Source organism: Prevotella sp. MGM2 (assembly GCF_002933955.1).
In the GTDB taxonomy this organism is placed as follows: domain Bacteria; phylum Bacteroidota; class Bacteroidia; order Bacteroidales; family Bacteroidaceae; genus Alloprevotella.
In genome coordinates this window covers 1-14,470 of the sequence record NZ_BEWW01000317.1, presented here as the reverse complement: position 1 = coordinate 14,470, position 14,470 = coordinate 1, and the positions used below count along the sequence as shown (strand labels likewise).

The 14,470-nt window shown below is 39.3% G+C and carries 12 protein-coding genes and 1 other RNA gene; 5 read left to right on the top strand and 8 right to left on the bottom strand.

All coding sequences use genetic code 11. The features are described from left to right. Positions 1-40: 40 nt before the first annotated feature. Positions 41-643 carry a Holliday junction branch migration protein RuvA gene (gene ruvA / locus C5S62_RS11990; RefSeq protein ID WP_104405624.1) on the bottom strand — a complete coding sequence of 201 codons (603 nt, stop codon included), beginning with the start codon at positions 641-643 and terminating at the stop codon, positions 41-43. Between the two features lie 271 nt (positions 644-914). After that, entirely contained in the window at positions 915-2,135 is a 1,221-nt protein-coding gene (locus tag C5S62_RS11985) for an HD domain-containing protein (RefSeq protein WP_104405614.1), read from the bottom strand. A 94-nt stretch (positions 2,136-2,229) separates the two neighbouring features. Here C5S62_RS11985 and serS point away from each other — a divergent pair, with 94 nt between their 5' ends. After that, positions 2,230-3,504, top strand: coding sequence for a serine--tRNA ligase (serS, locus tag C5S62_RS11980; protein WP_104405613.1), 1,275 nt, complete (start codon positions 2,230-2,232; stop codon positions 3,502-3,504). Positions 3,505-3,609: 105 nt separating this feature from the next. Here serS and C5S62_RS11975 read toward each other — a convergent pair whose 3' ends face one another. Beyond that, positions 3,610-5,085, bottom strand: a complete 1,476-nt coding sequence (locus C5S62_RS11975; protein WP_104405612.1) for an ATP-binding cassette domain-containing protein — start codon at positions 5,083-5,085, stop codon at positions 3,610-3,612. After that, entirely contained in the window at positions 5,064-5,711 is a 648-nt protein-coding gene (gene ruvC, locus C5S62_RS11970; protein WP_371411207.1) for a crossover junction endodeoxyribonuclease RuvC, read from the bottom strand. Before ruvC ends, C5S62_RS11975 begins: the two co-directional genes overlap by 22 nt. Before the next feature lie 129 nt (positions 5,712-5,840). Here ruvC and C5S62_RS11965 point away from each other — a divergent pair, with 129 nt between their 5' ends. The 3 genes from C5S62_RS11965 (at position 5,841) to mutY (ending at position 8,535) form a co-directional block, all read left to right on the top strand. After that, positions 5,841-6,224 (top strand): DUF1573 domain-containing protein, encoded by a 384-nt coding sequence (locus C5S62_RS11965; RefSeq protein WP_104405611.1) that lies wholly within the window; start codon positions 5,841-5,843, stop codon positions 6,222-6,224. Positions 6,225-6,248: 24 nt separating this feature from the next. Further along, positions 6,249-7,301, top strand: a complete 1,053-nt coding sequence (locus tag C5S62_RS11960) for a mannose-1-phosphate guanylyltransferase (RefSeq protein WP_104405610.1) — start codon at positions 6,249-6,251, stop codon at positions 7,299-7,301. Between the two features lie 193 nt (positions 7,302-7,494). Continuing rightward, positions 7,495-8,535, top strand: a complete 1,041-nt coding sequence (gene mutY, locus C5S62_RS11955) for an A/G-specific adenine glycosylase (protein WP_104405609.1) — start codon at positions 7,495-7,497, stop codon at positions 8,533-8,535. Positions 8,536-9,338: 803 nt separating this feature from the next. Here mutY and C5S62_RS11950 read toward each other — a convergent pair. The 4 genes from C5S62_RS11950 to C5S62_RS11935 form a co-directional block, all read right to left on the bottom strand. Further along, positions 9,339-9,977: a trimeric intracellular cation channel family protein gene (locus C5S62_RS11950; RefSeq protein WP_104405608.1), complete on the bottom strand. Its 639-nt coding sequence runs from the start codon at positions 9,975-9,977 to the stop codon at positions 9,339-9,341. 5 nt (positions 9,978-9,982) lie between these two features. Beyond that, a complete protein-coding gene (locus tag C5S62_RS11945) occupies positions 9,983-10,945 on the bottom strand; it encodes a D-2-hydroxyacid dehydrogenase (protein WP_104405607.1) in 963 nt (320 codons plus the stop codon). 50 nt (positions 10,946-10,995) lie between these two features. Further along, positions 10,996-12,201 (bottom strand): DUF5103 domain-containing protein, encoded by a 1,206-nt coding sequence (locus tag C5S62_RS11940; RefSeq protein WP_172486001.1) that lies wholly within the window; start codon positions 12,199-12,201, stop codon positions 10,996-10,998. A gap of 110 nt (positions 12,202-12,311) precedes the next feature. After that, on the bottom strand, positions 12,312-13,634 hold the full coding sequence (locus tag C5S62_RS11935; RefSeq protein WP_104405622.1) for an alpha-L-fucosidase: 1,323 nt from the start codon (positions 13,632-13,634) through the stop codon (positions 12,312-12,314). Between the two features lie 106 nt (positions 13,635-13,740). Between C5S62_RS11935 and rnpB the strand changes: the two genes are divergently transcribed. After that, an RNA gene (rnpB, locus tag C5S62_RS11930) (RNase P RNA component class A) lies at positions 13,741-14,112 on the top strand. Positions 14,113-14,470: the final 358 nt, after the last annotated feature.

The following is a 14,470-nucleotide window of genomic DNA, read 5'->3' as shown; positions in this document are numbered from 1 at the left end:
AAAGTCTATAATATTCTTGAAGTCTTTTCTCTTTTTTATATTATAACATCTTTAAAGCCTGTTTGATAATGGCCTCTACCGGTAGTGAAGAGGAAGATTTTACTATTTGTAGTACAATCTTTTGTGATGGTGCGGGAGGAAAACCGAGCATTGTTAGTGCGGCTACAGCTTCTTCAACAACCTCACGTGCCACCATTCCCGAAACATCATTTTCCGTAGAATGGCTGGTATCCATTCCTGTGTCGAGGGGTATTTTGTCTTTCAGGTCTACAATGATGCGCTGTGCCGCTTTAGGGCCAATGCCTTTTACGCTTTTGAGCAAGCGTACGTTTTCTTCTCGAATAATATTAGCTAGCTCCATAGGCGTGAAGGCCGAAAGAAACATGCGAGCTGTCTGCCCTCCAATGCCTGAAACGCTGATAAGCAAATTGAATAATTCTCTTTCAGTCTTGGTTGAAAAACCGTAAAGTAAATGAGTGTCTTCACGGATAACTTCATGAGTATATAATCTTATCTCTTTTTTACCTTGGATGGCTGAATAAGTGTTTAATGAAATGATAAGTTGGTAACCAACGCCACAAGCTTCTATTGTTGCAAATGTCGGCGTTAAATCATCCAACGTTCCTTGTATATATTCTATCATGATAAGGCTGTTTCTTTTATGTGCAAATACACAAAATTTGTTTAACTTGTAAAATAACGGCAAAATTACATTTTTATTGCACATGTTCAAAGTATTTACAAACTTATGAACTTCTTTTTACCATGCTGGCAAGAGGCAGAAATACACTTTTTATACCTTTAGCATATTTGATTTTGTTAGAGTTTAATGTGAGAAATATACTTTGCAATTATAGGAAGAGGAATATTAAATTTTTCATACGAATATGGAATATTCTGAAACCGTATTTTTTCTATTCATCTCTTAAGGTGAAAAAATAATATTTATAATCACCACTTCCAACAGTGTCATTATGGATGATATGGGAAACCTGAGATATATCCTGTATCATTCCGTCTGGATAAAGCATACCGATGCCTTCGGCTGTAGAAGAATACATTTCTTTGGCTACTTTTTTTGTACCATAAAAATAGCTTGCTTCGTCAAATGTTATCCCTAATCGATTGACAATACGCTGACGAGTTTTTTCTATATGCTCTTCACTAATGGCTTCATTATGAATTTCAACTTTGAAAAGATGGCGGTTGGTAAATCCATGTGCCAGCAACGATAATATTTTATCAGAAGATGTTTGCCAAACCTTGATGGCACATAGTAAATCGCTGTCATCGAGCTTTGTGTAATGGCCTAGTGCTTCTGATGATGCTATGAAATCATTAGGCTTAATATCTTTATAAAGAAAGAACCGTAAGGCAGGGGAACAGAATAGCTCTGTTCCCTGACGGGCCAGCCATTTGGCGCGGCTCAGCAAAGAGCGTAGCAATACTTCGGCTGCTACGGCAGTCTTATGAAGATATACTTGCCAATACATCAAACGGCGGGCCATCAGATAATTCTCTATTGAAAAAATGCCTTTGGCACTTACAACCAGATGTCCGTCTGAAAGTTCCAGCATTTTAATAATGCGTGAGGCACCAATATTACCTTCTCTCACACCTGTGTAGAAACTGTCTCGACAAAGGTAGTCCAACCTGTCCATATCCAACTGACTGCAAATTAGCTCATGTAAAAAGGGTTTGGAGTATTGTTTCTTGAAAATTTTAATGGCTAATGACAATTGTCCGTGTAAGTCGTCATTGATATTTTCCATCATTAGCAATGACAACTCTTCGTGTGTCATGCCTTTAATGAATGTATTTTCCAAAACATGCGAGAAAGGGCCATGCCCAAGGTCATGCATAAGGATTGCAGCTTCTGCTGCTTCTATTTCTGAATCAAAAATGAAATATCCTTTTTCTCCTAAGGTACGGAAAGTTTCTTGCATCAAGTGAAGTGCTCCAATGGAATGTTGCTTTCTTGTGTGCTGGGCACTAGGGTATACCATGGAGGCTATTCCCAACTGCCGTATACGGTCAAGTCGTTGGAAATAAGGATGTGCTATGATATCACAGAGTAATCCGCGAGGAATGCTTACAAACCCATATACAGGATCGTTAATGATGAGATTTGTCATAAGTCGTGGTCTTATTTAAATACCCAATCGCAAAATTAGCAAATTTTCAAAATAAATATGTAATTTTGCGACATCAAATATAATAGACACAGTTATGCTGACTATCAAACAAATTACAGAGGACAAAGACGCGGTAATACGTGGTTTGGAAAAGAAAAAATTTAAAGGAGCACGTGAGGCTATAGATCAGGTGCTGACTACAGACAATAAGCGAAAGACTGCACAAGCAGAACTTGACAGTTTGCTGGCAGAGATAAAGACACTTTCAAAAGATATCGGCGCTTTTATGAAAAACGGTGAGAAAGTCAAAGCCGAAGAAGCAAAAGATAAAGTGTCTGAAATAAAGGTCCGCACTAAAGAACTAGAGGAAGTCATGAAAAATGCTCTGGATGAACGGACCCAGTTGCTTTATGCGATTCCTAATATTCCTTATGATCTTGTGCCGGAAGGACAAGGCGCTGAAGATAATGTTGTTGTAAAAACAGGAGGACACGATACTGTTTTGCCACAAAATGCCTTGCCTCATTGGGAATTGGCAAAGAAGTATAATCTTATAGATTTTGATTTGGGAGTTAAAATCACTGGTGCCGGTTTTCCGGTTTATATCGGTCAGGGAGCTCGGCTGCAACGTGCGCTGATTAATTTCTTTCTCGATGAAGCTCGTGCCGCAGGTTATACGGAAATCATGCCTCCGACAGTGGTTAATGCCGCTTCAGGATATGGTACAGGACAACTGCCCGATAAGGAAGGGCAGATGTATCACTGTCAGGAAGACGACTTATATTTGATTCCTACCGCTGAGGTGCCCGTCACTAACATTTATCGCGATGTTATTCTTGAGGAAAAAGAACTACCTGTAAAAAATTGTGCCTATACCCAATGTTTCCGTCGTGAAGCTGGAAGCTACGGAAAGGATGTGCGAGGTTTGAACCGTTTGCACGAGTTCTCTAAAATAGAAATTGTACGTATAGATACACCGGAGCATTCAGCACAATCACATCAGGAGATGTTGGATCATGTGGAAGGCCTTTTGCAGAAATTGGAATTACCATACCGCATACTTCGTCTTTGTGGAGGTGATATGAGCTTTACTGCTGCTATTTGCTATGACTTTGAGGTGTATAGCGAGGCACAGCAGCGCTGGTTGGAAGTCAGTTCCGTTTCTAATTTCGACAGTTATCAGGCTAACCGCTTGCAGTGTCGCTACAGAGGTGCAGACAAGAAAATTCAACTTTGCCATACCCTCAATGGATCGGCTTTGGCTTTGCCCCGCATTTTGGCTGCATTACTTGAGGATTTTCAGACTCCGGAAGGAATACGCATTCCCAAGGCTTTACAGCCTTATATGGGATGTGATATGATTAAATGATTTGTCCAATATCCACTTTAATAAACACCCCGCGCCAGATATTATTTAAAGGTAATACTGCGCGGGGATTATTGATAGAGAAAACATGGAGGAAATTTAACATTTTTAGTGAGCTACTGATAATTCAAAGCCATCAGCTTGTTTTTCTAAATGTAGATGTCGGTTGATACAAGTTGGAAATTCCTCAGCGTAATGACTCACCATTATCAAAGTTTTGGAGGTGTCCTTCATGTATTGATCAATTATATCTTTGGCCAGTTTCCGATAGTAGTCATCCAATCCATGAAAAGGTTCGTCAAGAATTAGTAACTGCGGATTTTTTACGAAAGCACGTACCAATAATATTAATCGTTGTTCTCCTGAAGATAGCGTAAGATAGTTTCGTTCAGACAAATCTTCAATACCGAAAACTTTCAGCCAACCATTGCATTTTTCTCTTTCTTGAGGTGTACTTTGTTTGTAAAGTCCGATAGTATCACGCAAACCGCTGCAAACAATATCTATAGCAGGCAGGCTTTTCTTATAAGCGGTGAATATTTCGGGAGATACATAACCGATATGTTTTTTAATATCCCAAATACTCTCACCTTGGCCGCGCCGTTTGCCAAATAAGGTGATGTTGCAGGCATAGGCCATAGGGTTGTCGGCGCAAATCAAGGAAAGAAGTGTGGATTTTCCCGCACCGTTCTGTCCGGTCAAGGCCCAATGCTCCCCACGTTTTACTTGCCAGTTAAAGTCTTTCAATATAGTTCTTTTGCCATAGCGAATATTGATGTCTTGAAAGTCAATAATAGTTTCGGAAGAATAGTTAGGGGACGTCTCGGATGCAGGCAATGTGAAAGATGCAATGAGGACGGAAACTTCATTTTCTCTTTTGGCCAAGAAATTTTTTCTTGGCAGCTTTTCGCAGACCTTCTTATTTTTTATTGTAAGGACCTGACGGATAAAAGGGGCTATATCTTCGCAGCGGCTGACTACAACTATAATTGTCAATCGCTTGGAAAGATTGGATAATATATTCGTCAGATTCTCGCGTGCTGTGACATCCAATCCAATATAGGGATTGTCAATAATCAGCAGTTGCGGATTTCCTAGAAGTGTTTTAGCTAGTTGCAAGCGGCGCAGTTCCCCGCTTGATAATCGGTTAATAGGTTTATATAAATGTTCCAATAATCCGGTTTGTGCCAATATCTCATTATCTGCCATATCCGCAAATTTGATATTGGGGTTACTTAAAGACATCAGCACATCTCTAACAGTAGGGAATATGGCTTCATCCGCCTGATTCCATCGCTGTTGATAATATGACGGTTCTTGATTACCGTATACATCGCGGAAGGTTATATAGCGGATGTTTTCTTTATTACAATGAGACATACATTTAGAGAAATTGTATGTCAAACTTTCGCCAAGTAGTGGATGAGCTCCCGTAAGTATATCGATGAAAAGAGATTTACCACTTCCATTCTTGCCATAAACAGCCAGATGCTCACCTCGTTCCAATGTGAAATTAACCGGAGTGGACAAGCGATAATTAGGATGACGGGTAATGCCGTTGATTATTTCAATAATTTTTTGCATGATGTATAAGTCTTGGGAGATGGCATACCGCTGACCCTGTTCGTATTTTGTCTCACAAAATCACTCCAAGAATGTGAAGAGGTTGGTTTACCTGATGAATGAAACGGTTTCATATCTTGAAGTACATGACAATAAGCTGCTGCTAAAGCATCGGTAGCATCAAGATAAGGAACCGTAGAGGTTTCTTGTATGTTCAATATCCGTTTCAGTATACCGGCAACCTGTTCCTTACTGGCCTGACCATTTCCAGTAATGGCCATTTTAATTTTAAGGGGGGCATATTCATGGATGGGAATATCACGGCTGATAGCTGCTGCGATGGCTACACCTTGCGCTCGCCCCAATTTGAGCATACTCTGCACATTCTTTCCGAAAAATGGAGCTTCAATAGCTAATTCATCAGGATGAAAAGCATCTATAATACCTATTACACGCTCATAAATACGACCAAGCTTCAGATATACATCCTTGCAACGGTGCAAATCGATAACTCCCATCGATTCCATGGTCACTTTACGTCCGGTCACTTTAATTACACCATATCCCATTATGTTTGTACCGGGGTCAATGCCCAGAATTATCTTTTCAAGGGGAGCGTTGTTTTTTATAGAGATGGAACTAATCACGTCTATTATTTTAAATGAGAACAAAAATACATAATCTTTTATGAAAGTACTAATTTTCTTTCACGAAAGATTATTATTTACAGATTTAATTATACATTTGCATCTACTAAGACATTAATTAATCCGGACATGAAACGTATCTTCACTTCATTATTGTTTATCTTTTGTTTGACTGTTACAAATGTGTTTTCTCAGGCTGTTATAAAGTTTGAGAAATCCACTCACGATTTTGGTACTTTCCCTGAGGAAAAGTCACTTACTACAATCTTTAAATTTACTAATACCGGAGATCAACCATTGGTAATTTCACAGGTTGTTACATCATGTGGCTGTACAGTGGCTGATTATACGAAAACTAAAATAGAGCCAGGAAAAAGCGGTCAGATAAAGGTGACATATATAGGAAAAGGAAAGCCCAAAGGACAGTTCCGTAAGAATATTATAGTTCGCAGCAATGCTTCTAATGCCACTGCACGTATTTGGATTACCGGCAATATGACAATAAAAGACTAACCTATAATCTCAAACTTAAACGCTATGATTAATAACCATCTTGTTGTGATGGCCGGCGGCATAGGAAGTCGTTTTTGGCCCATTAGTAGCCCGGAACTCCCTAAACAGTTTCTTGATATTCTCGGTACAGGAAAAACTCTCATACAAATGACTGTAGAGCGTTTTAAAGGTGTTGTTCCTTCAGAAAATGTATGGGTGGTAACTGCCGCGGAATATAAGGATATCGTTGCAGAGCAACTGCCGGATATTCCAGCCGAAAATATTCTGTTAGAGCCTTGTCGCCGAAATACGGCCCCATGTATTTGTTATGCCTGTTGGAAAATAAAAAAACGCAATCCACGCGCTAATGTTGTGGTGGCTCCAAGCGATCATCTCATTGCTGATATTCCGGCTTTCCGGGAAGCAGTAAAAGATGTTATGGAATTCTCTGCAGAAACAGATGCCATTGTCACATTGGGTATTCGGCCTTCACATGCGGAAACCGGTTATGGTTACATTAAGGCAGACCTTAGCTTTTCCTCCTCACGCAAAAAGAATATATTCCGTGTGGATGCTTTTAAGGAAAAACCAATCAAAGAAGTGGCGGAAGTTTATATAAAGCAACCTAACTATCTTTGGAATTCCGGTATTTTCATTTGGAGTGTCAGCACAATCATTAATGCTTTCCGCGTTTATCAACCTGAAATGTCACGTTTATTTGAACGTCTTTTACCTTATTATGATACGCAGCAGGAGCAAAGTATGATAAATCAGGAGTTCCCTAAATGCGAGAACATATCCGTTGATTATGCCATTTTGGAGAAAGCTGAAGAAATTTTTGTTTATCCGGCCACTTTCGGCTGGAGCGATTTAGGTACATGGGGCTCATTGCGTTTACAGGTGAAGCAGGATCAGTACAACAATGCTGCAATCGGTGATAATGTAGAGCTATATGACACACATAATTCTATTATCCACACCACGCAATTAAAAAAAGTCGTAGTACAAGGGCTTGACGGATATATCGTGGCAGAAAAAGACGGCACACTTCTTATTTGTAAACTTTCAGAAGAACAGCGTATCAAATTATTCCATTAATTTGCGCATCTCAGATCCGTTTCACATTGTCGTCCTTTAAAAAACGGACGGAGAATCATGTTGGCGGCAAGATATTCGGCAGCCTAATGGCAATATTGCCATGGGCTGTCTTTAATATAATCCTTATAAAAGAGTGTAGTGTATATTCAGCACCTTTTATAGAGAGCTTTCATTTATAATTTAGATTTATCCCATGACTTTTGCCAATGTTATCATCAAATGGTACGAACAGAATAAGCGTGACTTGCCTTGGCGTAACACTACCGATCCTTATCACATTTGGATTTCTGAAATAATTCTGCAGCAAACCCAGGTCGCGCAAGGATATGATTATTATTTACGTTTCATAAAGCGTTTTCCTAACGTACATGAATTGGCTTCAGCTGAAGAAACAGAAGTGCTGAGACTATGGCAAGGCTTGGGATATTACAGCCGGGCTCGTAATTTGCATGCGGCTGCCAAACAGATTATCGCAAATGGCGGTATGTTTCCCAATACTTATGAAAGTGTCAGAGCCTTAAAAGGGGTAGGTGACTATACTGCGTCAGCTGTTTGCGCCTTTGCTTATAATCTGCCGTGCGCTGCTGTTGACGGCAACGTATACAGAGTGTTGTCACGTTATCTGAAAATAAATACCCCTATTGATACAACTCAAGGTAAACGTGTTTTTGCAGATCTGGCTCGCGAGATAATGGGAAAGGCATCTCCTTCGGTTTATAATCAGGCTATCATGGATTTTGGAGCATTGATGTGTGTACCACATACGCCTCAGTGTACTCTTTGTCCGTTGGCAGATAGTTGTCTGGCCTTTGCCGACAATTGTGTATCGGATTATCCTATGAAATCCAAACGTGTTACAGTAGTAAACCGTTACTTCACTTATTTCTTTTTAAGATATGGCGATGGCATTTATCTCCACAAGCGTTCAGAAGGGGATATTTGGGCCGGACTTTATGAGCCCTATCTGTTGGAGCACGATCGTGAAATATCTGAGAAAACGCTTTTTAAGGAAATAATCCAAAATATTCCGGATGCAGCAGTGACATTCAGAAGAATAGCCACTAATATCAAGCATGTGCTTACGCATCGACGTTTAAATGTCTGCTGCTACGAAGTACAACTTTCTGTGCCGATAAACGTTGCCGGGTATGAGTATATCTCTTTGGAAGCATTAGAACGTTACCCGGTGTCCAAACTGGTCAGTATGTTGCTGGATAGAATGAATCCGGTTTAGTTTTTTGCTTTTATACGGTTAATATAACAACTGTGTGGTTTAAATATTTCTTACTTCTAGTCTTTGGGAATGATATCTTTGCTGAACAATAGGAGGGAGTTTTGGGGAACGATTGTGAATTGTACTCATGGACATCAGTGCTTCTCCGCTTCGGCCTCTCCCTCACCTGTGTCGGAAAGGCTATCAACGAACATTCTTTAGGCTCCTTGCTCTGGATTTACAAATCAATAACTTACAGGACTCAGTTCTCTCATAATCTCGAACATTAGAGTCCATAAGGACAGGACCGGACCGGCAAGAAAGTGATTTCTATTTTTCATGTTTCCCCAAAAAATATACGAAAAAGAGAAGAAGAACATATCTCTTTTTTACCCATTGCTACTTTAACATATTTAACCTTCTATTACATTTTCAAATGTTAAAATATAGTTTAAATTGTTTCTACAAGAATAAACCGTATTGAATTTTCAACTCCAATATTTACAATTTCAATTGTAATACGGGGATTTTATGAAAGAAATACAGAGAAAAAGCACTTAAATATACCTGAAAAACAATAAAAAAGCGGCGCTTTCAACTGAAAAGCACCGCTTCGCTATACAAATATACTATAGTTTCCAAAGGAAAACAAATTATGTTAAAAACCTGACTATGGTTTTACGAAAAATAAAATACGAAATATCAGCTAGTCATAAGGCGGAGGATTTGTATTCGGCATGAGACGCTTTGGCAAGTATTAAAAAAATATCAATGCCACTAATGTTCTTAAGCTTATATAACAGTACGTATTTATGAATTAACAACTATTCGCCACGAATTATGGGTAATCCTAATTTATATTTGACAGCTAAAAGCCGCATGGCCACAACCACAAGGCCACAGATGATACTGCACATAAGCTGTGGCATTTGCATAATAAAACAAATATAGTAAGCCACACCGCCAATAACACATGCTAAAGCATATATTTCCTTGCGGAATATCAGTGGTTCTTCATTTATGAAAACATCGCGCAATACTCCTCCTCCTGCGCCTGTGATTGTTCCCATGATGATAGCAGCCCAAAAAGGAAAGTGTTCTCCCGAAGGCATAGTTATCATTAGGGTCTTTTCTATGCCTGTGACCGTGAAAAGAGCCAGACCTATGGTGTCGAACAAAAACCATGTATTATTTTGCCGTACTAATAGCTTTCTGAAAATGATGACCCAGGCTAGGGCAAAAGCTGAACAGAGAAGATAAAACGGATTTGTCAGCCAAAATGGAGAAACGCCTAACATGACATCGCGCATTGTTCCACCGCCAATGGCTGTAGTCACACCTACGACATAAGCACCGAATAAATCAAATTTTTTGGCTGAAGCCAAACGGATGCCGGAAATAGCGAAGGCTACAGTGCCGACAAAATCGAAAATCTGTGTGAGAGTAATATCAGGTATGGTCATTGAACTTAATTTACAACGTTAATGGGAGTGCCGGTTTGAAAGGATTTGATATTATTTACAATAATCTCCAGAATGCGCTGTCTGGCTTCCGGAGTGGCCCATGCAATATGAGGAGTAATGAATGTATTGGGAGATGAAAGTATGGGATTGTCTTCCTCTGGCGGTTCTTTTGACAATACGTCACAGCAGAAAGCTCCCAGACGGCCTTCTCCTAATGCTTTAGCCACTGCCGTTTCGTCTATCAGTTTGCCGCGAGCTGTATTGATTAGAATCAAGCCCTTTTTAGCTTGATTAAGTAATTGTTCATTCACCATTTTTTTATTGTTCTCCATAAGCGGACAGTGAAGGCTGATAACATCACATTGTGAAAAAGCTTCTTCAAGTGTCACTTTACAGACGTCGGCTGGCAGAGACTGCTGCGTCTTGGATGTAACTGCAAAAAGAAGCATTCCGAATGGCCGCAACAAATTGATCACTTCACGACCTATATTTCCAAATCCGATAACACCCATTTTCTTGTCTTGTAATTCCATCAGGGGATTGTTCCAGCTGCAAAAATCATTCTGTTGGCTCCAAAATCCGGAATGGCAGGCAGCGGTGTAGTGTCCTACTCGGTTGGCAACTTCAAGAAGATGAGCAACAACCATTTGAGCTACTGCTCTTGTCCCATAACCGGCACAGTTGCACACCGGAATGCCGAATTCTCTGGCAGCGGCAACATCTATAACATCAAAACCGGTTGCAGCTACACAAATCAAACGCAATTTAGGCAATTTTTCAAAATGTTCGCGACGTAATACCGTTTTATTGGTAATAATAATATCGGCTTCAATAGAACGGGAAATAATATTTTCTCGTTCAGTGCGCTCGTAAGCGGTGAATTCTCCTAAATCTTTAATACATTTCCAATCCAGATCACCAGGATTGAGCGTGTGAGCGTCTAGAAAAACAATATGCGGCCGTTTCATGTTGTGATTTTATACTTTGAAGAAGAAAAGTAATGTTATACTTGTATTAATTATTTTCGTGCGATATGTCCGGTGCGCCATCCGACTAATCTGTCATAGCGTGCCCCTAATTTCCTATAGTAAAGCAGGACTGTATATTCATTTTCTGTCTGAAAAAAATCTCCTTCTACAGGCTGTGTATTCCCCTTTCCTTGGTGATCGACGGAGAGATATTGATAGGAATAATAGCCTTGCTTGAGTAATACATCTCCTTCATAAACGTTCTTCTGAACATTATACTTCATACGGTAGGGTGGGGTAAATTGATCGTATGTCCAGTTACCATTAATATATATATGCTCTTCTTGGGGAAGGGTTTCTTTGGCCAGATTAAAATGGACCCAAACATAATCAGCTTCATAATCTGCATTGCCTGAGTTATTGGACAATGGCACGAATCTGCCATTTTGGTCTTCATCGTATAGATGATTTTTTCGTGGGACATCAGGCATTAGCGTGGCATGATAATAAGGGGCATAGTAGTGGATCCCGTCTATATGCATTCCCGGATAACGTGTCGATATCAATTCAAATTTGCGATATTCATTTCCGGCGGTAAAAATCAAATCACGACAATTTTGCCACAACAACATGTTACCGGTTTGCCCGGTAGGAGAAGGAGCTGTGACTGCGTTGTCCCATCTGTTATTTTGCAGAACTATCATTTTAATTTCTTTTGAAACATCATACAAGTTTAATGATGATGTTCCAACCTTTACAGATAATTGCTGATGGGCCGCATTGCGGTCAATATCAGTATCAGTTGTTATGGTGGTATTGATATTGGCTAAATCTTCTGTAACATAAAAAAAACTTCGGAACAATGGATTTGGCTCATCTGCCATCTCACTGTCATTCCACACCGTGAGTTCATAATTACCCGACAATAATGGTTTCATTCTGGCATTTGGCAATGAAAAACGATAATGCGTATAAAGCACGGTTGTATTCATGCTCTGCGTATAATCTTCAATGAGTTCTTCGTCAGTGACACTCCAGACATAATCGGAAACAAGCAAATCCTCTGGACTGAAATCTGCATTTAAATGACGAATGCTGTAAGAATAACGATGATAGTCATGGCTTAGTTCATCAAAGGAAACTTCTAACTTATCATTACTGTTCAATCTCAATACTGGTAGCATACCGCTGTCTTTACCTACACACATCCTTATTGTTTTGATTTTCTCATTATATATTTCAGTGCGCTGAGACATGCCTGATAATGCATAAAAGAAAACAAGAAAAAAAATAAAGCGTGTACACATCGATGCTTTTATCTAAATAATATATAATCCGACGCAGTTAAAGTAATAAGCTATTCTCTTTAAGATTCTATAACTTCTATAATATAGTCTATGCAGTCTTTTGGTATACTTAAATTGCTTATTATTAATTTTTTATTTTTATATGTGAAAGTCAATGATTGTCTATTGGGAAGAAGTCTGGCTGCTTTGACTTTCTTGGCAGATAGTGGAATGTTTATTTGAGTTACATTGGAATCGAGAATATGGATAAACAAACGATTATTCTTTCTGGTACATACAATGCTGTCACCGCCAGTTTCTACATTGCCAGCTTGTGTGCTATAAATAGTTTCTCCGTATGTGCGAAGCCATTCTCCCATATCTTTCAATCGCTCTAAAGCAATGGCCGGCAAACTGCCGTCGGGATGTGGACCGATGTTTAAGAGTAAGTTGGCTCCTTTGGAGGAAGTGCGTACAAGAAGTTGAATCAGTGTGGAAACTGATTTGTAATTTTGATCTACAATTTTATATCCCCACATTCCGTTCATCGTCTGACATGTTTCCAAAGGCAGAGGGCTTACAGCCTGCCCTGATAAACCGGCTTTATTCTCTCCGGGTACATCACGTTCAAAAATCTGAATATCCTCACCGTCAACAGGCGTTTTATGGTGGTTGTTGCCGATAAGACAAGCTGGTTGTAACTTGTGGATAAGAGCATATTGTTCTTCCAGTTGCCAATCAAAAGGAATGCTGTCTGAATCGTGGTCCCATACTCCGTCAAACCAAATACAATCAACTTTTCCATAATTGGTTAGTAATTCGATGAGCTGACCATTCATAAAGTTGTAGTAATTTTTCCAATTCGGAGCATTGCCCTTACGGCCAGTTTTTCGTCCGGTCCGCCCTATAGGATAATCTTCACGTGTCCAATCAAGGTGAGAATAATAAAAATGAAGCCCCAAATCATTTTTGTGACAAGCATCAGCCAATTGTTTCACTATATCTTGGCCGTAAGGAGTGTTCATGATGTTATAATCAGACATTTTCGTATCCCACATAGAAAAACCTTCATGATGACGGGTGGTAAAGCAAAGATAGCCGGCTCCTGCATTTTTAATTGCTTTTACCCATTCTTCTGCGTTGAAATTATGGGGATAAAAAGCGTTTGCAGATTTGGCATATTCATTACAATCTATATTGGCATTTGTCATATACCATTCTCCCTGAGCGAACATGCTATAAAGTCCCCAATGAATAAATATGCCAAATCGCTTATCACTGAAATTTTTACGTGCTTGTAAATTTTCAAGTGGCGGTGTATATGGTTGTGCTGATATATTTTGAAATAATGTAGGATAAATCAAAACTATTAGAAAGCAAAGTCGTAAAAGATATTTATTCATTGTGATATTATAGATAATGATGTAAAAAACGTTGCAAATATACACCTTTTTAATTAAGTCTTCCTTGTATATACAATAAAAATCGTACCTTCGCACGATAAAAGAAACAGTTTGCCGGCTTGTCGCGCGTAATGTTATTTATATTACGGGAGGAAAGTCCGGGCAACATAAGGCATCCCGCTTCCTAATGAGAAGTAGTTCGCGAGAGCTAATGAGTGCAGAAGAAAACAACCGCCTCACTTCAGATGTGAGGTAAGGGTGAGAAGGTAGGGTAAGAGCCTACCGGTCGTATGGTGACATACGAGCCGTGCATATCGGGAGTTGAAAGTCTGCGTAAACCGGCGTTTGAGGGTTGCCTGCTCGATTTTTACGTCGGAGGGTAGGACGATACAATCTGGCGGTGACGTCAGATGCGGATAAATGACAAGCAATTGTTTAATTACAATTACAGAACCCGGCTTATAGGCAAACTGCTTCTTTTTTCTCTTTAGAAAATAATTTCCTATTTAAATTTATCAAACTTTGTTTTTTTTGAAACTTATTATGTAATCAGATTATGAATTTGTGCCATAGTATAAATCACAAACAAATAATTAACAGTTCCTAAAAACTAAAAAAGACTTGTATTCAAACAAATAAGATAGGGATGACTTTTCTATTATTTGAATTGTTGGCTGATGAAATTAACAAAACATATTGTTATTCTCCTGTTAATGAAATTGGGGTTTCATTATACAATAAATGCACATCATCATAATGTGCATTTATTGTATAATATTATGTGGGCAAAGATGGATTCGAACCACCGAAGGCGTAAGCCAGCAGATTTACAGTCT

Excerpts from the sequence above, each read along its gene's own strand:
- C5S62_RS11950 (WP_104405608.1), bottom strand. The coding sequence starts at position 9,977 with ATGACCATACCTGATATTACTCTCACACAGATTTTCGATTTTGTCGGC.
- ruvA (WP_104405624.1), bottom strand. The coding sequence starts at position 643 with ATGATAGAATATATACAAGGAACGTTGGATGATTTAACGCCGACATTT.
- C5S62_RS11945 (WP_104405607.1), bottom strand. The coding sequence starts at position 10,945 with ATGAAACGGCCGCATATTGTTTTTCTAGACGCTCACACGCTCAATCCT.
- C5S62_RS11965 (WP_104405611.1), top strand. The coding sequence starts at position 5,841 with ATGAAACGTATCTTCACTTCATTATTGTTTATCTTTTGTTTGACTGTT.
- mutY (WP_104405609.1), top strand. The coding sequence starts at position 7,495 with ATGACTTTTGCCAATGTTATCATCAAATGGTACGAACAGAATAAGCGT.
- C5S62_RS11935 (WP_104405622.1), bottom strand. The coding sequence starts at position 13,634 with ATGAATAAATATCTTTTACGACTTTGCTTTCTAATAGTTTTGATTTAT.
- C5S62_RS11985 (WP_104405614.1), bottom strand. The coding sequence starts at position 2,135 with ATGACAAATCTCATCATTAACGATCCTGTATATGGGTTTGTAAGCATT.
- C5S62_RS11940 (WP_172486001.1), bottom strand. The coding sequence starts at position 12,201 with ATGTCTCAGCGCACTGAAATATATAATGAGAAAATCAAAACAATAAGG.
- C5S62_RS11960 (WP_104405610.1), top strand. The coding sequence starts at position 6,249 with ATGATTAATAACCATCTTGTTGTGATGGCCGGCGGCATAGGAAGTCGT.
- serS (WP_104405613.1), top strand. The coding sequence starts at position 2,230 with ATGCTGACTATCAAACAAATTACAGAGGACAAAGACGCGGTAATACGT.
- C5S62_RS11975 (WP_104405612.1), bottom strand. The coding sequence starts at position 5,085 with ATGCAAAAAATTATTGAAATAATCAACGGCATTACCCGTCATCCTAAT.